This is a genomic window from Geomonas azotofigens (genome assembly GCF_018919395.1).
In the GTDB taxonomy this organism is placed as follows: Bacteria; Desulfobacterota; Desulfuromonadia; order Geobacterales; family Geobacteraceae; genus Geomonas; species Geomonas azotofigens.
The window spans coordinates 478,924-499,275 of sequence record NZ_JAHLME010000002.1 but is presented as its reverse complement, the minus strand read 5'-3'; the positions used below and the strand labels follow the sequence as shown (position 1 = coordinate 499,275).

Below are 20,352 nucleotides of genomic sequence, written 5' to 3'. Positions count from 1 at the left end.
TACATGCGAAGCAGACTGAAGTTCCCGCTCAGGTTCAAGATGCTGCTCTCACAGCTCCTGGTGGTCTCGGTGGTGCTGAGTCTCATCACCTTCACCATGGCGAACCTGTTCCAGGCCGACAAGACCGCCTACATCCACGACCTCACCTCGACCATGGTGCTGCACAGCGCCGAGGAGGCCAACACCCTGGTGGCGGGGTACACCGAGAAACTGAGGCTCTTCTCGCGGCTGATGGGGGACCAGGAGATGGGGGGGCGCGAGCAGGCGCTGCAGGGGCTATTCGAGGAGTTCGGCGAGTTCGTCATGGTGAGCCGCAGCGGCCCCGACGGCGAGCAGAACGTCTACGACCAGGGGGCGCTGGCGACCGCCGGGGTCACCCCGGAGCAGTTGCTCTCCTACCGCGAAAGCCACCCGCTTCCCCCGCCCGCGCCGGGGACGGGGCCACGCCTCGAGCTCTCCACGGTCGCCCCCGGGCTCCCCACCCTGACCCTCACCATCGCCGAGCCCGCCGCCACGGGTGAGGAACCGGTGGTGGCCTCCGGCGTGATCCGCCTGGACCGGCTGCAGCGCCTGGCGAGCCGCTCCCGGGTCTTCGATACCTTCCTGATCGACGCCTGCGGCAACTACCTGGCGAACGCCGACCGGGCCAGGATCGGGCAGCCGCCGAGGACCGGGTGGTGGGGCAAGGTGCGGGGCACCCCGCGCCTGAGCGGCCTTACCCTCGAGTACCAAAACGGCGACCGCGCCATGGTGGGAGGTTTCTCCCGCACCGAGGTGGGGGGGATCACCGTGGGGGTGCAGATCCCGAAAAGCGCGGCCTTCCTCACCTCCCGAGCACTTTTGGCGGACCTGCTGGTCCTCTCCCTGGTTCTCCTTGGGGGCGCGGCGCTCCTGAGCCAGTTCTGGTCGCGACGGCTCACCCGCCCCATCGAGAAGCTCTCCGAGGCGACCAGGATGGTCGGGCAGGGGCGCTTCGAGATCGAGGTGCCGGCGGTTTCCGGCGACGAGATCGGCGCCCTGGCCGGTTCCTTCAACCGGATGGCGGCGGAACTGAAACAGCGCGAGCAGGCCCTGAAGGACCTCTACGGGCAGCTGGTGCAGTCCGAGAAGATGGCGGCCTTCGGCGCGCTCGGCGCCGGCATCGCCCACGAGGTGAAGAACCCGCTCGCCGGCATCCTCGGCATCACCCAGCTCTCCCTGCGCGGCGTGGAGAGCGGCAATCCCTTGGAGAAGAACCTGCACATCATCGAGAAGGAGACCAAGCGCTGCAAGACCATCATCGAGAACCTCTTGAAGTTCGCCCGGCAGGAACAGGTGGAGTTCGCCGAGGTGGACCTGGCCCAGGTGGTCGCCGACGCGCTGGCCATCGTCGACCACCAGCTGGGGATCAACAGCGTCAAGGTGGAGCACGAGGTGGAGCCGGGGCTTCACGCCTGCCGCGGCAACGCGAACCAGCTGCAGCAGGTGCTCATGAACCTGATGATCAACGCCCAACAGGCCATGGGGGGGACGGCGGGGCTGGTGCGGCTCTCGGCGCGCCGGCTGGAGCAGGGGGGGCTGGAGCTGCGGGTTTCCGACAACGGCCCGGGGATCCCCAAGGAGATCCAGGCCAAGATCTTCGATCCCTTCTTCACCACCAAGCCGGCCGGGCAGGGGACGGGACTCGGGCTATCGGTAAGCTACGGCATCGTCAAGGACCACGGCGGTGAAATCCGCCTTGAGAGCGAGGAGGGGGTGGGGACGACCTTCATCATCACCCTCCCCCCTCCCGCCGCGGCCAACGCGGCATAGGGGAGGACGGACATGGATCTGTTAGTCGTCGACGACGAGGAGACCTTGAGAAGCGTGGTGTCGCAGGTGCTTTCGGCGGACGGGTTCACCGTCTCCGAGGCGGCCAGCGGGGAGGAGGCGCTGGAGGCGTTCCGGGCCGGCTCGCACCAGCTGGTGATCACCGACATCAGGATGGGCGGCATGAGCGGCATCGAGCTCTTGAACGAGATCAAGAGTCACAACCCGGACACCCAGGTGGTGATCATGACCAGCCACGCCTCGCTGGACAGCGCGCTCACGGCGCTGCGGGCCGGCGCCTACGACTACCTGGTGAAGCCGTTCGAGAGCCTGGACCTGATCTCGGCGGTGGCGGGGAGGGCGGCTGAGAAGGCGCGCCTGGTTGCGCAGAACCGCAAGTTATTGGAACAGTTGACCAAGGCCAACCGGGAACTGCAGGAGGCGAACCAGGCGCTCAAGGAGGTGGCGGTGCGCGACGGCCTCACCTCGCTGTACAACCACCGCTATTTCCAGGAGGCCTTCGCGCAGGAGGTGGCCCGCTCCAAGCGCTTCGACAAGCGCTGCAGCCTGATCTTCTTCGACGTGGACAACTTCAAGCACTACAACGACACCCACGGCCACCCCGAGGGTGACCGGCTCCTCAAGGGGCTGGCCCAGATCGTCATGTCCCACTCGAGGGCCTGCGACGTCGCCGCGCGCTACGGTGGTGAGGAGTTCGTGCTGCTCTTGCCGGAAACGGGGAAGGAAGGTGCCGTGAAGGCGGCCGAGGAGATGCGGGCGCGGGTGGCCGCGCATCCCTTCGCGGGAAGGGAGAGCCAGCCCCTGGGGCGGGTCACCGTGAGCGTCGGGGTGGCCTCCTTCCCCGAGGACGGCGGCGAGGCCCAGGCGCTCCTGGAACGTGCCGACCAGTACCTGTACCAGGCCAAGAACAGCGGCAAGAACCGTGTGGTGGCGGGGGGGGCTACGCCGTCTTCTCCCGCCTGATCAGGTCGAACTCGCCGGCGCCGGTCACCCCGGTTAGGACCACGTGCTGGTTGGGGTGGGCCACGGTGAGCGGGACCCCGTCCAGGTCGGTCATGGCGGACAGCGTGAAGCGGGTGAAATGGGCGCCCTGCCCGATCAGCTCGAGGACATCGCCGGCCTGGAGCCGGTTGCGCACCACCACCTGGACCCCCCCCTCCACCTCCTTTTCCACCAGCGCGACGAATTCGAAGGTGCGCACGTAGCAGGAGAGGTACTCGTGGTCCACGTCGCGCGGCTTGCCGAGCAGAAAGCCGGTGGTGTAGCCCCGGTGGCTCACCTTGGCCAGCTCCTCGAGCCACTCCGGCTTGAGCCGGTATCCCTGCGGGTCCTCCCAGTAGCGGTCCAGCGCCTCGCGGTAGATCCGGATCACGCTTGCCGCGTAGTAGATCCCCTTCATGCGCCCCTCGATCTTCAGCGAATCGACGCCGCACTCCACCAGCGCGGGAAGCTGCTCGATCAGGCAGAGATCCTTGGAGTTGAAGATGAAGGTGCCGCTTTCGTCCTCGTGGATCGGGAAGTACTCGCCGGGGCGGGTCTCCTCGACGATGGAGTAGTTCCAGCGGCAGGGCTGGGTGCACTCACCCTTGTTGGCGTCGCGCCCGGTCATCGCCGAGGAGAGCAGGCAGCGCCCCGAGTAGGAGATGCACATGGCGCCGTGGATGAAGACCTCGAGCTCCAGGTCGCAGCGCTGCGCCGTCTCCCTGATCGCGTCCAGGGACATCTCGCGGGCGAGGTTCACCCGTTTCACACCCTGGGCCTGCCAGAAGCGGGCGGCGCGCCAGTTGGTGGTGTTGGCCTGGGTGGAGAGGTGGATGTCGCGCCCCGGGCAGCGCTCGGCCAACAGGGCCACCACGCCGGGGTCGGCGGCGATGAAGGCGTCGAAGGGGATGTCGGCCACCTCGCACAGGTAGCGCTCCAGGGCCGGGAGATCATCGTTGTCGGCGAAGGCGTTGACGGTGAGGTAGACCTTCACCCCGTGCGCGTGCGCGTAGGACACCGCCTCGTCGAGCTCGATGCGGGTGAAGTTGCCCGCCAGGTTCCTGAGCCCGAACGCCTTGCCGCCCAGGTACACGGCGTCCGCGCCGTAGCGGATCGCCACCTTCAATTTCTCCATGTTGCCGGCGGGCGCCAGCAGCTCCGGTTTCACCCTCGGGCGTGCCACCCGCTCGTGCGGTAGCTCAGCCATCCCCAACTTCTCCAGCTCCTTCCCGTCACCAGTCAAACCATGCTCCTTGTCGGCGCTTCGCCGCCGGTTCGCCTTTCCGCTCAAGCGGCGCGCCCGTACACCGGGACAACCTAGCATACACCGGGCGGCTAAGGGAACCCCCCAAAGGCGCTTTCCCCTTGACATTGATAGGCAAAAGGCTTTAATTATGTTAAATTTTTTTCGGCACCAAGGGTTGCAAGTCCAAAAGATGGGCCAGCTAAGCTCGCGGTTTCAGGAGCTTATCCGGCGCCCATTTCCGGCTTTTTCCTGAAAACGCGTCCCGAAAACTAATGAATGGCTGGCCGCTGATCTGGTTACCAATGTCATGAGCGCTGTATCACTTTGCACGCCTCGCCGCGGGGTAAGGGCGAGGAGGAGGGTGGGGCGATTCGTGCCCCTAAAGGAGCCTATGAAAAAACACCTCTGTCTGGCACTGCTCTTCCTGGGCCTGACCGCCACCGCACCGTTCGCGGCGGCACAGGAACAACCCACCATTTACACCATCGTTCCCGGCGACACCCTGTGGGGGCTGTCGCAGCGCTTCCTGAAGGACCCCTACTACTGGCCCAACGTCTGGGCCAACAACCAGACCGTCGGCAATCCCCATTTCATCTATCCCGGCCAGAAGGTGCGCATCTACTCCGACCGCATCGAGATCGAGCCGGCGCCGGCTTCCGCCCCGGCGGCCCAGACCCCCGCACAACCGGACCTGCGCGAGGAACCGCAACCGGTGACCTTCTCGGTCAACGGCAGCGAAGGGTTCCTGATCGAGAACGGCATGAGGCCCTCCGGGACGGTGATCTCCCTGCACCAGAGCCGCGAGATGGCCGGCACGGACGACATCGTCTATACCGATATCGGGCGCGTCCATGGCGCCAACCCCGGCGACCGTTATCAGGTATTCAAGAAGATCGGTCCGGTGAGCCACCCGGTCACCAACGTGATCCTCGGGCAGCAGGTCGTCCCGCTGGGAGAGCTGCAGCTCTCCGAACTCGAAGACAAGGCCTCCAAGGCCATTGTCACCAAGTCTTTCCAGGAGATCAGCGCCGGCTCCTTCCTGCTTCCCTACCAGGAGCGCAAGCTGACCATCCCGCTCAAGTCCGCCGACCGCGACCTGACCGGCTACATCGTGCAGACCCAGACCGGGAACCAGGCCCTGGCGGTGAGCGACGTGGTCTTCCTCGACCTGGGCAAGGCGCAAGGGGTGCAGCCGGGCAACATGCTCTACATCGTGCGCGACGTGGTGCCCGACCAGCGCTATGCCAACGCCAAGATCGAGAAGCTCCCGGTCGAGGTGGTCGGCGCGCTGGTGGTGGTCAACATCGGCATGAACAGCTCCACCGCCGTGATCGTGAAGAGCGTGGACACCATATACCGCGGCGACCGCGTGGAGATGAAGAAGAGCAGGTGACGCCAAAGGGGGTAACCCCATGGATCACTACTACTGGTTCGCACTGAAATCGGTGCCGCAGGTGGGCAACGTCACCTTCCTGCGGCTGCTGGCGCATTTCGGGTCCCCCGAGAAGGCCCTCAGTGCCCCGTTCGACGAGCTCGCCTCGGTGAAGGGGGTGAGCGCGGCGGCGGCCCGTTCTATCGTCGAGCACGACCACCGCTCCGGTGCCGAGGCCGAATGCGAGCGGGTGCGGACCAGCGGCGCGCAGGTGGTCGACATCCTGTCGGAGCGCTACCCGCGCCTTTTGATGCAGATACCCGACCCGCCCCCCTTCTTCTATCTCAAGGGGTCGCTCGACGGGAGCGAGGCCGCGGTGGCCATGGTCGGGTCCCGGCACGCCTCCCAGTACGGCCTGTGCACCGCGACCCGCCTCGGCAAGGAACTGGCCGAGCAGGGGGTGACCGTCGTTTCGGGCATGGCGCGCGGCATCGACACCGCGAGCCACTGGGGGTGCCTCAAGGCGGGCGGGCGCAGCGTCGCCGTTCTTGGCTGCGGCGTCGACGTGATCTACCCGCCGGAGAACGACACCCTGTACCGCACGCTGTGCGAGCAAGGCGCCTTGATCAGCGAGTTCCCCATGGGGACCTCGCCGCTGCCGGAGAATTTCCCCCGGCGCAACCGCATCATCAGCGCCCTCGCCAAGGGGGTGCTGGTGGTCGAGGCTGGGGAGGGGAGCGGATCGCTGATCACGGCCCAGTACGCGCTGGAGCAGGGGCGGGAGGTCTTCGCCGTCCCCGGCAACGTCACCACGTCCGGCAGCCGCGGCGTCAACGGCCTCATCAAGCAGGGTGCCAAGCTGGTGGAACGGGTGGAGGATATCCTCGAGGAGCTTGCCATCGAGCCGCTGGCGACGCACCCCCTGGAAAAGCCCCCTTCCTTCCCGCTCACCCCGCAGGAAGCCGAGCTCTACGCCCTGCTCTGCCATGGCGCGCTGCAGATCGACGACATCATCGTGCAGTGCGCGTTGACAGCCGGCGAGGTTTCCGCTACCTTACTTCGCTTGGAAATGAAAGGGATCATCATCCAGCTTCCCGGCAAGCGCTTCGCGGTCGTCTGAACCAATACCGACACCAGGTGGACACATGTCTCAGAATCTCGTCATAGTCGAGTCTCCCGCCAAGGCGAAGACCATAGAAAAATTTCTCGGCCCCGATTACAAGGTGCTGGCGTCGTTCGGTCACGTGCGCGCGCTCCCCAGCAAGCAGGGGTCCGTGGACGTGGAGCACGATTTCGAGCCCAAGTACGCGGTGCTCCCCGAAAGCAAAAAACACATCGACGCCATCAAGAAGGAGATGAAGGGTATTTCCTCGCTGCTCCTGGCGACGGACCCCGACCGCGAGGGGGAGGCGATCTCCTGGCACCTTTTGGCGGCGCTCGGCTTGGAGGGTAAGAAGAAGATACCCTTCGACATCAAGCGGGTGGTGTTCCACGAGATCACCAAGGACGCCATCGTGCACGCGGTGCAGAACCCGCGCGGCATCTCCGAGCACCTGGTGGACGCGCAGCAGGCGCGCTCGGTCCTTGACTACCTGGTCGGCTTCACCCTCTCCCCGTTTCTCTGGAAGAAGATCCGCTACGGCCTCTCCGCCGGGCGCGTGCAGTCGGTCGCGCTGAGGCTCATCTGCGAGCGCGAGAAGGAGATCCAGGCTTTCAAGGAGCAGGAGTACTGGACCATCGGTGCCAAGCTTGAGACCGCGAAGAAGCAGGGACTCACCGCGGCGCTGGTCGAGGCGGCAGGGAAGAAGCTCGGCAAGTTCGACATCCCCAACCGCGAGGTGGCCTTCGGGCTCTACGAGAAACTGGGCGGCACGGGTCAATTCCCCAAACAGGAAGGTGACGACGGCGCGACGCCGCTGGTGGTGAAGACGCCGGCCACCCCCGAGTACCGCGTCGACAAGGTCACCAAGAGCGAGAGAAAGCGCTCGCCGTCGCCGCCGTTCACCACCTCCACCTTGCAGCAGGAGGCGGCCAGGAAACTCGGCTTCTCCGCCAAGAAGACCATGTCCACCGCGCAGAAGCTCTACGAGGGTATCGACGTCGGCGAAGGCGCGGTCGGTCTCATTACCTACATGCGTACCGACTCCGTGGCGCTCTCCAACGTGGCCCTCGAGGACGCGCGGCAGCTGATCACCTCGCTCTACGGCAAGGAGTACGCATTGGAGAAGCCCCGCTTCTTCAAGAACAAGTCCAAGAACGCCCAGGAAGCGCACGAGGCGGTCCGCCCGACCTACATCTCCAAGACCCCCATCGAGGTGAAGAAGTTCCTCACCTCGGACCAGTTCAAGCTCTACGACCTGATCTGGAAGCGGACCGTCGCCTGCCAGATGGCCGAGGCGCTCCTGGACCAGACCTCCGTCGAGATCACCGCCGGCGAGGGGTACCGCTTCCGCGTGGCCGGCACCGTGATCCGCTTCGCCGGCTTCATGAAGCTCTACATCGAGGGTGTCGACGACGAGGCCGAGGACAAGGAGAAGGAAGGGACGCTTCCGCCGCTTGCCGAGGGAGACATCCTCAAGCTGCAGCAGCTCCTCCCCGAGCGCCACTTCACCCAGCCGCCGCCGCGCTACACCGAGGCGACCCTGGTGAAGACCCTGGAGGAGTACGGCATCGGGCGTCCGTCCACCTACGCCTCCATCATGAACACCATCATCGAGCGCAAGTACGCGCGCCTGGACAAGAAGCGCTTCTTCCCCGAGGACGTGGGGATGGTGGTCTCGGACCTTCTGACCAACCACTTCAACCAGTACGTCGACTACAACTTCACCGCCAACCTCGAAGAGCAGCTCGACATGGTATCGCGCGGCGAGAAGCAGTGGCGGCCCTTGTTGCACGAATTCTGGGGTCCCTTCATCAACCTTTTGAAGCTGAAGGAAGGGGAGGTGAGCAAGTCCGACCTGACCACCGAGGCGACCGACGAGGTCTGCCCCGAGTGCGGCAAGCCGCTGGTGGTCAAGCTCGGCAAGTTCGGCAAGTTCTTCGCCTGCACCGGCTATCCCGAGTGCCGCTACATCCGTCCCCTGGACAAGGAGACCGGCGAGGTCGTCGAGCCGGTGATTTCCGAGGAAGTGTGCGACAAGTGCGGCAGCCACATGCTGATCAAGGACGGGCGCTTCGGCAAGTATCTGGCCTGCTCCGCGTACCCCAACTGCAAGAACATCCAGCCCCTGGTGAAGCCCAAGGGGACCGGTATCACCTGCACCGCCTGCGGCAAGGGGGAGCTGATCGAGAAGAAGTCCCGTTTCGGTAAGCTTTTCTACTCCTGCAACCGGTATCCCGAGTGCAAGTTCGCCCTGTGGGATCTCCCCGTGCAGAAGCCCTGTCCCAAGTGCGGTTTCCCGCTGTTGGTGAAGAAGGTCTACAAGCGTGAGGGCGAGTTCCTCAAGTGCCCGAAAGAAGGGTGTGACTACCAGAGCAACAAGGAGTAGGTGCGAGGGGACTGGCTCCGCAGGTGCCTGTCCCCTTTAGCGTGAGTAGCGTGCGCGGGGTCTTCGGACCCCGCTTTGATTTTGGCCGCGCAAAGAACAAAAGCTTCAACGCAAAGGCGCCAAGCCGCCAAGGCGCAAAGGGGAAAGCGGGTTAAAGACAAAGGCTTTTTGAAACGCAAAGCCGTAAAGGGAACCGCGGGTGTGGTTTTCCCCGGAAGTTTCCTTAGCGTCTTAGCGCCTCTGCGCCTTTGCGTTAAATAACTGTTTTGGGTTGTCGGTTTGTTTCTCTGCGCCTTTGCGTTAATAAAAGATTTTGTTTTCCGGTTTGTATCTTTGCGCCTTCGCGGCTTTGCGTCTTTGCGTTGAAGCTTTTGTTTAAAGATTTAGGAGAAAGAATGACCCAGCAGATCACGGTAATAGGCGGCGGACTGGCAGGATGCGAGGCGGCCTGGCAGGCGGCCAAACGCGGCGTCAAGGTCCGCCTGTACGAGATGAAGCCCGGCAAGTACTCCGAGGCACACCACCTCCCGGGCCTCTCCGAGCTGGTCTGCTCCAACTCCCTGCGCGGCGATTCCCTGGAGAACGCCGTCGGGCTCTTGAAGGAAGAACTGCGCCGCCTCGACTCGCTCTTCATGGAAGGGGCGCAGGCCACCAAGGTCCCCGCCGGTGGCGCGCTTGCCGTGGACCGCGAACTCTTCTCCAGCTACGTCACCGCTAAGATCGAGGAGCATCCCGACATCGAGGTGGTGCGCGAGGAGCTGACCCATATCCCCGAGGAGGGGATCGTGGTGGTCGCCTCCGGCCCGCTCACCAGCGGCCCATTGGCCGAGGAGATCGGCCGCCTGGCCGGCAGCTACCTCTACTTCTACGACGCCATCGCCCCCATCGTTGCCGCCGATTCCATCGACTACGACAAGGCCTTTCGCGCCTCCCGCTACGGCAAGGGGGACGGCGACGACTACCTGAACTGCCCCATGGACGAGGCCCAGTACCACGACTTCGTCAAGGAACTGCTGGCCGCCGAGAAGGTGGAACCGAAGAGCTTCGAGAAGGTCGTCCACTTCGAGGGGTGCATGCCCATCGAGGAGATGGCGAGCCGCGGCGTGGAGACGCTGCGCTTCGGCCCGATGAAGCCGGTGGGGCTTGCCGATCCCCGGGTCGGCGTGGAGCCCTACGCCGTGATCCAGTTGCGCCAGGAGAACCGCGAGGCCACCATGTTCAACCTGGTCGGGTTCCAGACCAAGCTCACCTGGCCCGAGCAGAAAAGGATCTTCCGCATGATCCCGGGGTTGGAACAGGCCCAGTTCCTGCGCCTTGGCTCCATGCACCGCAACACCTTCATCAACGCGCCGCAGCTCCTCTTGGCGACCTGCCAGTTGAAGAGCGATCCCCGGATCCTGTTCGCCGGGCAGATCACCGGCGTCGAGGGGTATGTGGAATCCGCTTCCAGCGGTTTCGTCGCCGGGGTCAACGCGGCGCGCCTGGCCAAGGGGGAGGAATTGATCATTCCCCCCGCCGAGACCGCCATCGGCGCGCTGGCGCGCCACATCACCAATACCGAAGCGGCGCACTTCCAGCCCATGAACGTCAACTACGGGCTCTTCCCGCCGCTGGTCGGGCGCATCAAGAAGAAGGAAAAGCGCGGGCTCCTGGCGCAGCGGGGCCTGGAGTCGCTGGCAGCGTGGCTCCCCGAGGTGAAGGGGTAGCCGCTTCGCGTCCCCGACGGGGCGCGCCCGAGGGAGGTGCTATGACGGGGAACAAGGAACAGCAGGAGATAAGCGTCGTTGGGCGGCTGCTTTCGCTGGAGGCCCTGGTCTTCGTGATGGGGGTGGCCTCCCTGGTGTATGGCGTTGTTACCGGCAGCCACTGGAAGACCATCCTCGGCGTGCTGGTGGTGCTGGCGATCGTTTTGATCTTCAGGTACTGCCGTCGTTGTCGGGGCGAATAATCATTCGCCCAGCCGCCGATGCCCCCGTCGCCGTTAGTAACGCGGCAGAGCCGGCCCGGCAACAACCGACCTGTCGGGGCGAATAATCCTTCGCCCAGCCGCCGATGCCCCCGTCGCCGTTAGTAACGCGGCAGAGCCGGCCCAGCAACAACCGACCTGTCGGGGCGAATAACCCTTCGCCCAGCCGCCGATGCCCCCGTCGCCGTTAGTAACGCGGCAGAGCCGGCCCGGCAACAACCGACCTGTAGGGGCGAATAATCATTCGCCCACCCCCCGATGCCCTGACCACCGCCGGGGCACGCCAGCCACTGACGCGGCAGAGGGGGGCGAATGATTATTCGCCCCTACAGTTTCCACGATCAAGGAGCAACCATGTCCGTAGCACCCATCGTCCTAGCCTCCGCCTCCCCCCGTCGCAGCGAACTCCTGGAATCCGCCGGGATCAGCTTCCGCGTCCTGCCCGCCGACATCTGCGAGGACCAACTCCCCGGCGAGGAGCCGGTCGATCACGTGCTGCGTCTGGCCGAAGGAAAGGCCCGGGCCGCCGCCGAAAAGACCGACGGGCGCTTCTTTCTGGGCGCCGACACCATCGTTCTTTGCGACGGCGAGATCATGGGCAAGCCCAAGGACCACGCCGACGCGCAGCGCATGCTGAGAAAACTCTCGGGCGTGCCCCACGAGGTGGTCACCGGCTTCGCCATCTACGACCGGCAGCGCGACGATGCCCTGGTGGAGGCGGTGCGCACCAAGGTGTTTTTCAAACCGCTGCGCGACGAGGAGATCGACGCCTACATCGCCACCGGCTGCCCCTTCGACAAGGCCGGCGGCTACGCCATCCAGGGGGGCGCCGCCCACATGGTGCAAAAGATCGACGGCTCGTACACAAACGTGGTGGGGCTGCCGCTGTGCGAGGTGGTCGAGAAGCTCAGGGTTCTGGGAGCGCTGTAAGGGAAGGGGGACGTGATGGGGGAGATTGAAGAACATCTCAGGGAGATCCGTGAACGCATCGCGCGGGCGGCCACGAGGGCCGGGCGCGATCCGGAGACGGTGCGTCTGGTCGCCGTTTCCAAGACCAAGCCTGCCGCCGCCATAGCGGAGGCCTTCGCGTGCGGCCAGGTCATCTTCGGCGAGAACTACGTGCAGGAACTGGTGGCGAAGCAGCCCGAGCTTCCCGCAGAGATCTCCTGGCATTTCATCGGCAGCCTGCAGAGCAACAAGGTGCGCCAGATCGCCGGCAAGGTGGACCTGGTCCACTCCGTCGACCGCCCAAGCCTCGCCCGCGAGATCGACCGGCAGTGGGGCGCCCTGGGCAAGGTGTGCGACATCCTGGTGCAGGTGAACATCTCCCGCGAGCAAACCAAGGGAGGAACCAGCAGCGAGGAGCTTCTCGGGCTGGTACGCGAGGTGGCGCAACTGCCGCACCTCAAGGTGAAGGGGCTGATGACCATGCCCCCCTTCTTCGACGACCCCGAGGGGGCGCGCCCCTACTTCCGCAAACTGCGCGAGCTGTCGGACGAGGTGAGGGAGGCGGCCATTCCCGGAGTGGAGATGCGGGAGCTGAGCATGGGGATGTCCGGCGATTTCGAAGCGGCCATCGAGGAAGGCGCCACCCTGGTGCGGGTCGGTTCCGCCTTGTTCGGCGAGCGCCAGTATCACTGAAACGGGGGGAGCCGTGGAGCCAGGGCAGGAAAAGCAGGTATCAAAGCTGCGGCGCCCCTTCGTGCTAGCGGGCGCCGTGGTCGGAGCGATGGTGAGCGGCTGGTATCTCTATCGTAACTTCGGCGGGAGCGGCGTCACGGCCGATCCCGTCTGGACCCGTTTCGTCAACGTCGCCCTCATCATGTTCGTGGCCATTTACCTGGCCAACCTGCTGCGACGCGGCGTCGAGTCCATCAGGAAACGCTAGTCTTCCTCGGCTATCTTGGCGCGGACCGGGACCAGCGCCAGGAAGTCGGAAACCCTCTGGGCGATGAGCGATTCCAGCACGGCGAAAGCCAGCGAGATGGTGGCGTAAATGGCCAGCGTCGCCTCCATCGAGGCGGGGATGGCGAGGTCATGCTGGGAGTTGCGCACCATCCAGATCATCGCGACCGCCACCGCTCCGCAGCCGAACTGCCGCCACACCCAGCTGTTCTGCTCGACCAGGAGCTGCATCAGGTTCTCGGTCTCCCCTTCCAGGAAGTACCGTTCAGCGACGATCCAGGACATGTAGATGCGAGGCAGCATGACTGCGGTCATGGTCATGGTGACGGTCATCATCAGTGCGCCGAACATGTTCATAAATTCCCCTCCCGCTACCGTTCAGATTCGTTTCCTTCGCTGTAGCACAAAGAAAGCCCAAAACCCCTCCTGGCGACATTATCTCTCATTAAGACAAAAAGTGTGTGGTAACACGATGTTACAGTAGAGGCGAGGGCAGCCAAGGGTAAGGTGGGGTGAGGTAGGGGGGCCACGCTGTACGGCTTTTGAACAGATGCTGTTCGGTTATTACGCGAAATCGCCCAAAGGCAAACCATTGGCCACGGAGAACATCTGAGGAAATCTGAGACGACGAACCCGAACTCTTTCAACCGTTCTTTCATCACAAGTCGTCAGATTTTTCTCTGGTAGTGGTTTGTCTTTTGCTTTGAGCTTTTCTCAGAACTTCTCAGATTTTCTCCGTGGCTAATGGTCCGGTTTTTAGGGTCTTTTACAAAAAATTAAGTTGTCACTGTTGCGGCTTCGTGCTAACGCTGGAAAGTTGCGAATTCAGCACAGGGAGAAAGCATGATCCATCTGTCCAACATAACCAAACAGCACGGCTCGCAGGTCCTTTTCCGCGATGCCAGCTTCCAGATATTGCCCAGTTCCCGGTCCGGCCTCGTGGGCCCCAACGGCGCGGGCAAGACCTCGCTGTTCAGGATCATCACCGGCGAGGAAGAGGTCGACGCCGGCGAAATCACCGTCGCCAAGAAAACGACCATCGGCTACTTCTCGCAGAACATCGGCGAAATGGCGGGACGCTCAGCCCTGGACGAGGTGATGGCGGTCTCGGCTGAGACGGTGCGGCTGGCCGCGGAACTGAAGCAGATGGAGGAGCAGATGGGGCTCCCCATGTCCGATGACGACATGGCGGCTCTCCTGGAGCGTTACGGTTCCGCCATGGAGGAGTTCGAGCACCGCGGCGGCTACGATCTCGACTCGCGCGCGAAGGAGGTCCTGACCGGCCTCGGCATCGGCCCGGACCGCTTCCACAACCCCGTGGAATCCTTCAGCGGCGGCTGGCGCATGCGCGTGGCGCTGGCCGGTATCCTCACCCTGCAGCCCGACGTGCTCCTCCTGGACGAGCCGACCAACCACCTCGACGTCGAATCGATCATCTGGCTCGAGGAGTGGATCGCCAACGAGTACAAGGGCGCGCTCCTCATGACGAGCCACGACCGCGACTTCATGAACCGCGTGGTGAACCGGGTCGTCGAGGTGGCCAACAAGACCGTGACCACCTATGGCGGCAACTACGACTTCTACGAGAGGGAGCGCGACATCCGCCGCGAGCAGCTCCTGGCGAGCCACAAGCGCCAGCAGGAGATGCTGGCCAAGGAGGAGGAGTTCATCGCCCGTTTCGCCGCCCGGGCCTCCCACGCCGCCCAGGTGCAGTCACGGGTGAAGAAGATCGAGAAGATCGAGCGCATCGAGATTCCGCCCGAGGAGCGGGTGGTGAAGTTCGAGTTCGCCACCCCGCCCAGAAGCGGCGACGACGTGGTGGTCATGGACAACCTGGGCAAGAGCTGGCTCAACCCGGACGGCAGCGTGCATCCCATCTTCTCCGGGGTCACCGGCGTCATCAAGCGCATGAGCAAGATCGCCGTGGTCGGGGTGAACGGCGCCGGCAAATCGACCTTCCTCAAAACCATCGCCGGCCAGACCGATGCCACCGAGGGGACGGTGAACCTCGGTGCCAACGTCGAACTCGGCTACTTCAGCCAGCACGCCATGGAGATCCTCGACCCCAAGAAGACCATTTTCGAAACGGTGCAGGACGTGATCCCGATGGCGACCATCGGGGTGATCCGCAACCTCCTGGGCGCCTTCCTGTTCCAGGGCGACGACGTCGACAAGCGCATCGAGAACCTCTCCGGCGGGGAGAAGAGCCGCGTGGTGCTGGCGACCCTGCTGGCGCGTCCGGTGAACTTCCTGGTGCTCGACGAGCCGACCAACCACCTGGACATCCGCTCGCGCGAGATCCTCCTGGATGCCCTGGAGAACTTCCAGGGAACGGTCATCCTGGTCAGCCACGACCGTCACTTTCTGCGCAAGCTGGTGGACCGGGTCATCGAGGTCGATCACGGCGAGATGAGACTCTACGAAGGGAACTACGATTACTACCTCTCCAAGACGGCGCACGCCTGATCGGAGGGTGAGCGCCGCGGCCGCCTGGAAGATTAACGGCGCTTACATTCATTGTTTGCCTTGAGCGGCCGCTCCGTGCTATAAGGATTCCCTGTAATTCAATGTCATCTACAAAGGAGATTGCAATGTCCAAAAAACAGAATGAAATGACCTTTAAATACATCTTCACCTACGATTACAACCCCATCTACGTCAACGGCGCGCACGGCGGGATCTCCCCGCGCGGCGAACTCGTGATCAACTTCTACCTCGAGCGCCAGCCGCTCCCGAACGCCATCAGCCATGAGATCACCCCGGCCGGCGCCATCGGTCCCGAGACCGAGGTGGAGCCGTCGGATCTGGGCCGCAGCCTGGTGCGCCAGGTCATCAACGGCGTCGTGGTGAACCACCAGACCGCACGCGAGCTGCACTTCTGGCTGGGCGAGAAGCTCAAGGAGCTCGACGCCATGGAGCAGGCGCGTCAGGCCATGGTGGCCGAGCAGGGCGCCCAGGTCACCCACTAGAGTCCCGCTGACAGCGAAGTACCAGGGGCGGCATCCCGTACGGGATCGCCGCCCCTGTTTATTTGACCACCGGTTCCGCTTGCGGGAACACGGTCCCGTACAGCGGCCGCGTCGCCTCGACGCGCATCTTCCCCAGCACCCATCTCTCCTCTCTCCCTCCGGGAGCGGGCGGGGTGAGGGCGCTGCACCAGAGAATGGCGCTTCCGGCAAGCCGCTCCCCGCGTGCCCTACGGGCACCGTCTCCACCTGGTGGAAGGGATGGTGGGGCACTATCAAGGAGTCACATGTCCAAACAGTACGTGGTAGGAAACGAGTCGGTGCGCATGATCGAGCTGGGACACCCCTGGATCATCGCGGATGCCTATACCAGGAAATGGCCCGCCGGCGAGGCGGGGGACCTGGTGGAGCTGGTGGACGGCTCCGGGCGCTTTCTCGCCACGGCCCTGCTCGACCCCAAGGATCGCATCGTGGCCCGCGTCCTGTCGCGCGAGCGCATGCGCCTGGATCAGCGCTGGGTACGGGCGCGCCTGGAGGCGGCCGTGGCGCTCAGGAAGAACCACGCGCAGCTGGACGACTCCGATGCCTACCGGCTGGTGAACGGCGAGGGGGACGGTCTCCCGGGGCTCACCGTGGACCGGTACGGCGACTACCTCATGGTGCAGGTCTACTGCTCGGGATGGCGCAAGCATCTGAAACTGGTGACCCAGGCGCTCGATGAGCTCCTGGCGCCGGCGGGGATCTACGAGAAAGGACGCCCCCAGAACACCCGGGAGCTTGAGGCGGAGAGCGACGACAAGAAGTACGGACGCCTGCTGGCGGGCACGGCGGCGCCCGAGCCCCTCCTGGTGCGCGAGAACGGGCTCACCTTCCGGGTCAGCCTGGAGCGCGGCCTCAATACCGGCCTGTTCCTCGACATGCGCAAGAACCGGAGCGACCTCATGGCGCGGGTGTTGGGCAAGCGCTTCCTGAACCTCTTCTCCTACACCGGCGCGTTTTCGGTCGCCGCGGCGGCCGCCGGAGCGAGCGTCGTCACCAGCGTGGACGCCTCTCCCACGTACATGGCGCAGGCCCGGGAGAACTTCGAGTTGAACCGGCTGAACCCCAAGCGCCACGAGTTCCTGGTGGGGGATTGCTTCACCCTCCTGGACGAGCTGGCCCGGCAGAAAAAGGTCTACGACGTGATCCTGATGGATCCCCCCTCCTTCTCCACCACGGCCAAGAGCCGCTTCACCACGCGCGGCGGCACCTCGGACCTGGTGGCCGCGGCGCTCAGGCTGCTCAAAAGCGGGGGGCTACTGATCTCGTCCTCCAACCACCAGAAGGTGGACCTGGCCGACTACCTAAAGGAACTGCGTCGCGGGGCGCTGCAGGTGGGGGACCAGTTGCAGGTGGTTTCCTTCAGCGGCCAGCCCGAGGACTTCCCGTACCCGGTCACCTTCCCCGAGGGACGCTACCTCAAGTACGTCGTCGCCGTGAAGGGGTGAACGGCGGGATCAGCTCACGCCGCAATCGTGCAGGAACTTCGCGTAACGCTTGTCGGTGAGCTCGATGTGGTTGAGCACCCAGCTGGACAGGAAGGTCAATAGCTCCAGGGCGAGCCCCGGACGCTTCGAACTCAGCCGCTCCTTGAAGGCGAACGCCTTGGCGATGAAACGCTGGTGCTCCAGTTCGTGCAGTGCCATCTCCGGATATTTGTGGGTGCGGAACAGCTCTTCCTCCACCGCGAAGTGGGCTTGGGCGTAGTTGAACAGGTTGGTGAGCACGTCTTCCACCACGTCGGCCGTCTCGTTGTTCCTGATCGCCTGGTCCAATTCTTCCATCAGCTGGATCAGCCTTTTGTGCTGCTCGTCCACCTTGCCGATTCCCACGCTCAGACTTTCCGACCACTCTATTATTTCCATGAACCTCTCCCTTTTGGGGCGTGTTAAACTCTCTGATCTTGCTCCGTAGCCAACCGGACCCACTCTGTGGTATCTTTGCCAATCGCCGCCAACTTCGCCGTGTCACCCGGAGCCTTCATGGCCGAGCCCCGACAGCATGAATTGGAAATCTCCTGCCAGCAGGTACTGCTGCCCGACTCCACGGTCTATTCCGTCCAGTGGATCGATCTCCCTCCCCATGCGGCGCCGCGGGCGACCCCCCCCTTCCTGCTGGAGTACTACTTCAAGGTGGTGCGGCGGTGCACCCTGGGGCTGATCACCCCGGTCCTCGACCCCCACGGCGTCGAGTTCCGGGTCACCGGGACCCGCTGCGCCCTGCTCGCCTTCAGCGCCGCCCGCTTCGAGGCCTTCGAGGGGACGCGGGCGGTCCACCTTTGCATCGGCGGCGGGGTGCTGGTCCAGCCCGGGGAGTGCGACCGCGGCATGTTCTCCCTGCTGAGCGCGCCCGGACCGGAAGGAGTGCGCGTCACGGTGCAGCTCTCCGACTACTGCCCGCTCCTTTTGGGGAGCCGGAACCCGTCGCGGCTGCGCAAGCTCTGCTACGGGATGACGCAGTCCTTCTTCCACAAGGTGGTCACCTTCAGGTACCTTGCCTCGCTCTACCGGGAACTGTGCGGCGTGAAGGCGCGGGTGAAGGTCAGGTACGTGGTGGTGCGGCAGGGTAAGGACATCTGACCCAAGCTACTTTTCGGATCTCGGGGATACTACTTGAGGGAATTGAGAAGGCGGGGCTGAAACAGGCGGGCGCTATTGCGGTTTCTTCCGGTTCAGGCTTTCGTAGAGCGCGATCTGCTCGGCGCTGGAGAGTTTCTTGACGGGTTTTTTGTGCCCCAGGCACATCCTGCACCGGTCGTCGGAACACCACTGGCAGAAGGTGCAGTCCGGGCAGGGGTGCTTCTTGCAGTTATCGGGGCGGTTTTTCTCTTCGTCCATGACACGTTCGCGACTCTGTGACAGGTAAAGCGGCGCCGGCACCATCGCCGTGCGCCGCTTCTGTCTTTGCGGTATCAGTACACCAGGTTCCGCTTGGGCGCGGTCCCCTCGACGATGCGGGCGAAGGATTTCCCCTGGTCCGCGTTGATGAGCAGGTAGCGCGGCAGCTTCATGGCCACATCGCTTGGGCCCGCGTGGTGCGCCTCGATGGTGAAGGTCGCGACGTAACCCGCCTCGGCCGCCTTCTTCAGCAGGTAGTCGTCGTAGATTCCGAACGGCCAGGCCAGGAGGTCGACCTTGGTGCCGAGCTTCTCTTCCAGCCTCGCCTTGGACTTCTTGAGCTGGATCTGCACCGACTTCTCGAACTCGGCGGGAGCCATCTTCTTCTTGTCGCGCTTGAAGTTGGGATGCCAGAAGGTGTGGGACTGGATGTCGAAGCCGTTCTTCTGCAGGGTCTTCAGCTGTTCCCAGGTCATGGCGTACTTGGCGTTGGAGATCGCGGAAGGGTAGACGAAGACGGTGACCGGGACGTTGTACTTCTTGGCCAGCGGCAGCATGTCGCTGTAGACGGACTTGTGCGCGTCGTCCTCGACGATGACCACCGACTTGGGTGCGGGGGCGGGCCCCTTCTTCAGGTAGTAGTCCACGAGCTTTTTAAGCGGGATCACGGTGTAGCCGTTGTCCCTTAGGTACTTCAGGTGTTCCTCGAAGACCGACGTCTTGATGGTCATGCCGTCGGCCACGGTGGGGCCGAAGCGGTGGTAAAGGAGTATGGGGACGTTGACCCCCTGGCTGGCGGCGGGCTGGGCCGGCTTGGCGGCGGGGGTGGTCGCCTGTGCGCCCGGTACGGCCAAAAGGGCGACGGCGAGGAGCAGGAGCAGGATGCGGTACTTCATGCGGTACGAAACCTCCGTTGAATTTTCAAACAACCCAACATACCAGAAAGCGCGCAAATGTGAAACGCGGAATTCGCCCTTGAAACAAAAGGGGGATGGACGGCCGGCGGGATGGTAGAATTCTGCAGTCCATCAAGCAAAGGAGGTAGCCATGGCATCGTTCCAACTGAACTGTCCCCGTTGCGGCGCCGCCAACCGCATCCCCGCCGACAAGGAGGGGGTGGCCGGTCGGTGCGGCAGCTGCCGCGCCCAACTCCCGCCTCTCTACAGCACGCCGCGCGCGCTCACCGATGCGACCTTCGACGCCTTCGTCGCCGCGTATCCCGGTCCGGTCCTCGCCGAGTTCTGGGCCCCCTGGTGACCGCACTGCGTGTCATTCGCACCGGCGGTGCGAAAGGTGGCGGAACTCCTGGCCGGGGCGGCCGCGGTGGTCCAGGTCAACACGGATGAAAGCCCGGCGCTGTCGGGGCGCTTCGGGGTGCGGGGCATCCCGGTACTGCATCTCGTGCGCGGGGGGAAGTCGGTGCAGCAACTGGCCGGTGCCCAGTCGGCTGAGTCAGTGCTCTCCTGGTTCAAGCGTTATACCGAAGGGCGGTGACACAGTCTCGGCGGTGACTATATGGAAGTCGCATTGACAGCTCGCCCGTGTTTGGCAGAATTGGTCTCTACAACTTCATAATGAGAATGGGGAGGTGGCGATGACGAGGGACCAACTGCAGATCCTTGAGAACCAGCTGGTGGCCAACTGTCAGTACAAAGGCGTTCAGACCACGCTGCACAAGCTGCTTGAGAGTCTCTTCGAGGGGAAGTCCCTCGACGCCATCCTCGCCGAAATGCTCGAGTGAAC

21 protein-coding genes are annotated in these 20,352 nt (G+C 64.1%); 16 read left to right on the top strand and 5 right to left on the bottom strand.

Annotated features, from left to right (window positions below; translation table 11 throughout):
• Positions 1-3: 3 nt before the first annotated feature.
• The gene (locus tag KOL99_RS07215; RefSeq protein ID WP_216509801.1) at positions 4-1,791 is read left to right on the top strand and encodes a sensor histidine kinase; all 1,788 of its coding nucleotides are present in this window, start codon (positions 4-6) and stop codon (positions 1,789-1,791) included.
• A 12-nt stretch (positions 1,792-1,803) separates the two neighbouring features.
• A complete protein-coding gene (locus KOL99_RS07210; RefSeq protein WP_216509800.1) occupies positions 1,804-2,772 on the top strand; it encodes a diguanylate cyclase in 969 nt (322 codons plus the stop codon).
• On the opposite strand, the gene KOL99_RS07205 is transcribed toward KOL99_RS07210, so the two are convergent.
• Positions 2,750-3,997, bottom strand: coding sequence for a peptidase U32 family protein (locus KOL99_RS07205; RefSeq protein ID WP_216510285.1), 1,248 nt, complete (start codon positions 3,995-3,997; stop codon positions 2,750-2,752). The genes KOL99_RS07210 and KOL99_RS07205 overlap by 23 nt on opposite strands.
• Before the next feature lie 430 nt (positions 3,998-4,427).
• On the opposite strand from KOL99_RS07205, the gene KOL99_RS07200 reads away from it, so the two are divergent.
• From KOL99_RS07200 to KOL99_RS07165, 8 genes are all read left to right on the top strand, one after another.
• Positions 4,428-5,429, top strand: a complete 1,002-nt coding sequence (locus KOL99_RS07200; RefSeq protein ID WP_216509799.1) for a LysM peptidoglycan-binding domain-containing protein — start codon at positions 4,428-4,430, stop codon at positions 5,427-5,429.
• A 19-nt stretch (positions 5,430-5,448) separates the two neighbouring features.
• On the top strand, positions 5,449-6,528 hold the full coding sequence (gene dprA, locus KOL99_RS07195; RefSeq protein ID WP_216509798.1) for a DNA-processing protein DprA: 1,080 nt from the start codon (positions 5,449-5,451) through the stop codon (positions 6,526-6,528).
• 25 nt (positions 6,529-6,553) lie between these two features.
• Entirely contained in the window at positions 6,554-8,896 is a 2,343-nt protein-coding gene (gene topA / locus KOL99_RS07190) for a type I DNA topoisomerase (protein ID WP_216509797.1), read from the top strand.
• A gap of 395 nt (positions 8,897-9,291) precedes the next feature.
• Entirely contained in the window at positions 9,292-10,602 is a 1,311-nt protein-coding gene (gene trmFO, locus KOL99_RS07185) for a methylenetetrahydrofolate--tRNA-(uracil(54)-C(5))-methyltransferase (FADH(2)-oxidizing) TrmFO (RefSeq protein ID WP_216509796.1), read from the top strand.
• 41 nt (positions 10,603-10,643) lie between these two features.
• A complete protein-coding gene (locus KOL99_RS07180) occupies positions 10,644-10,844 on the top strand; it encodes a hypothetical protein (protein ID WP_216509795.1) in 201 nt (66 codons plus the stop codon).
• Positions 10,845-11,216: 372 nt separating this feature from the next.
• Positions 11,217-11,792 (top strand): Maf family nucleotide pyrophosphatase, encoded by a 576-nt coding sequence (locus KOL99_RS07175; RefSeq protein WP_216509794.1) that lies wholly within the window; start codon positions 11,217-11,219, stop codon positions 11,790-11,792.
• Between the two features lie 15 nt (positions 11,793-11,807).
• On the top strand, positions 11,808-12,503 hold the full coding sequence (locus tag KOL99_RS07170) for a YggS family pyridoxal phosphate-dependent enzyme (protein WP_216509793.1): 696 nt from the start codon (positions 11,808-11,810) through the stop codon (positions 12,501-12,503).
• Positions 12,504-12,516: 13 nt separating this feature from the next.
• Positions 12,517-12,750 carry a hypothetical protein gene (locus KOL99_RS07165; protein ID WP_216509792.1) on the top strand — a complete coding sequence of 78 codons (234 nt, stop codon included), beginning with the start codon at positions 12,517-12,519 and terminating at the stop codon, positions 12,748-12,750.
• Here the strand turns inward: KOL99_RS07165 and KOL99_RS07160 are convergent.
• Complete coding sequence (locus tag KOL99_RS07160; RefSeq protein ID WP_216509791.1) at positions 12,747-13,124, bottom strand: hypothetical protein; 378 nt, start codon at positions 13,122-13,124, stop codon at positions 12,747-12,749. The genes KOL99_RS07165 and KOL99_RS07160 overlap by 4 nt on opposite strands.
• Positions 13,125-13,610: 486 nt before the next feature.
• On the opposite strand from KOL99_RS07160, the gene KOL99_RS07155 reads away from it, so the two are divergent.
• The 3 genes from KOL99_RS07155 (at position 13,611) to KOL99_RS07145 (ending at position 17,220) form a co-directional block, all read left to right on the top strand.
• Positions 13,611-15,233, top strand: coding sequence for an ABC-F family ATP-binding cassette domain-containing protein (locus KOL99_RS07155; RefSeq protein ID WP_216509790.1), 1,623 nt, complete (start codon positions 13,611-13,613; stop codon positions 15,231-15,233).
• 125 nt (positions 15,234-15,358) lie between these two features.
• The gene (locus KOL99_RS07150) at positions 15,359-15,736 is read left to right on the top strand and encodes a hypothetical protein (protein ID WP_216509789.1); all 378 of its coding nucleotides are present in this window, start codon (positions 15,359-15,361) and stop codon (positions 15,734-15,736) included.
• Positions 15,737-16,020: 284 nt separating this feature from the next.
• A complete protein-coding gene (locus KOL99_RS07145) occupies positions 16,021-17,220 on the top strand; it encodes a class I SAM-dependent rRNA methyltransferase (protein WP_216509788.1) in 1,200 nt (399 codons plus the stop codon).
• Between the two features lie 9 nt (positions 17,221-17,229).
• Here the strand turns inward: KOL99_RS07145 and KOL99_RS07140 are convergent, their stop codons facing one another.
• Entirely contained in the window at positions 17,230-17,637 is a 408-nt protein-coding gene (locus KOL99_RS07140; RefSeq protein ID WP_216509787.1) for a bacteriohemerythrin, read from the bottom strand.
• A gap of 117 nt (positions 17,638-17,754) precedes the next feature.
• Here KOL99_RS07140 and KOL99_RS07135 point away from each other — a divergent pair, with 117 nt between their 5' ends.
• A complete protein-coding gene (locus KOL99_RS07135) occupies positions 17,755-18,351 on the top strand; it encodes a hypothetical protein (protein ID WP_216509786.1) in 597 nt (198 codons plus the stop codon).
• Positions 18,352-18,423: 72 nt separating this feature from the next.
• Here KOL99_RS07135 and KOL99_RS07130 read toward each other — a convergent pair whose 3' ends face one another.
• Together KOL99_RS07130 and KOL99_RS07125 are read right to left on the bottom strand one after the other, a co-directional pair.
• A complete protein-coding gene (locus tag KOL99_RS07130; RefSeq protein ID WP_216509785.1) occupies positions 18,424-18,609 on the bottom strand; it encodes a hypothetical protein in 186 nt (61 codons plus the stop codon).
• A 74-nt stretch (positions 18,610-18,683) separates the two neighbouring features.
• A complete protein-coding gene (locus KOL99_RS07125) occupies positions 18,684-19,505 on the bottom strand; it encodes a polysaccharide deacetylase family protein (RefSeq protein WP_216509784.1) in 822 nt (273 codons plus the stop codon).
• A 151-nt stretch (positions 19,506-19,656) separates the two neighbouring features.
• Here KOL99_RS07125 and KOL99_RS07120 point away from each other — a divergent pair, with 151 nt between their 5' ends.
• Together KOL99_RS07120 and KOL99_RS07115 are read left to right on the top strand one after the other, a co-directional pair.
• Positions 19,657-20,103, top strand: a complete 447-nt coding sequence (locus tag KOL99_RS07120; protein ID WP_216509783.1) for a thioredoxin family protein — start codon at positions 19,657-19,659, stop codon at positions 20,101-20,103.
• Positions 20,104-20,203: 100 nt separating this feature from the next.
• Positions 20,204-20,350: a hypothetical protein gene (locus KOL99_RS07115; protein ID WP_216509782.1), complete on the top strand. Its 147-nt coding sequence runs from the start codon at positions 20,204-20,206 to the stop codon at positions 20,348-20,350.
• Positions 20,351-20,352: the final 2 nt, after the last annotated feature.